This is a genomic window from Mycobacterium sp. DHQP2018-32-09, from assembly GCF_058148405.1.
This window is the reverse complement of record NZ_JBYVYK010000131.1, coordinates 1-485: the sequence shown is the minus strand read 5'-3', so window position 1 is coordinate 485 and position 485 is coordinate 1. Positions and strand designations below refer to the sequence as shown.

The following is a 485-nucleotide window of genomic DNA, read 5'->3' as shown; positions in this document are numbered from 1 at the left end:
CGGCGTCGCCGCCCTTGCCGCCGTCGCCGCCGGTCGCGTTGCCGTTCAGCGTGTAGGCGACGCCGCCGGCACCGCCCGCGCCGCCGTTGCCCGCGAGTGCACCGCCCTTGCCGCCGTTGCCGCCGCGACCACCGGTGGCGTCGCCGAATCCGACCGCCACGATCGATCCGGTGCCACCGTTGCCGCCATTGCCGAACAGACCGGCGTTGCCCCCGTTGCCGCCGAAACCACCCCGCACGCCGGGGCCGCCGTTGCCGCCGTTGCCGAACAGCAGGCCGCCGTTGCCGCCGTTCTGGCCGGCGAACCCGTCGCCGCCGTTGCCGATCAGCAGGCCGCCGTTCTCGCCGGGCCCGCCGTTGTAGACGAAGACCTTGTAGATGGCGCCCACCATCTCGCCGATGCCGCCCGCCGGGGCCGCGCTCGGCGAGCTCGGGACCGCGAGCGCCGCCACGGCCGGCTGGGACACCGCCGCCGACACCGCCGCC

General features: G+C 76.7%; 1 protein-coding gene. It reads right to left on the bottom strand.

The window, feature by feature from the left end:
- On the bottom strand, positions 1 to 391 hold a 391-nt coding region (locus AC30CM_RS27010; RefSeq protein ID WP_490119977.1), incomplete at its 3' end, for a hypothetical protein.
- Positions 392 to 485 lie beyond the last annotated feature (94 nt).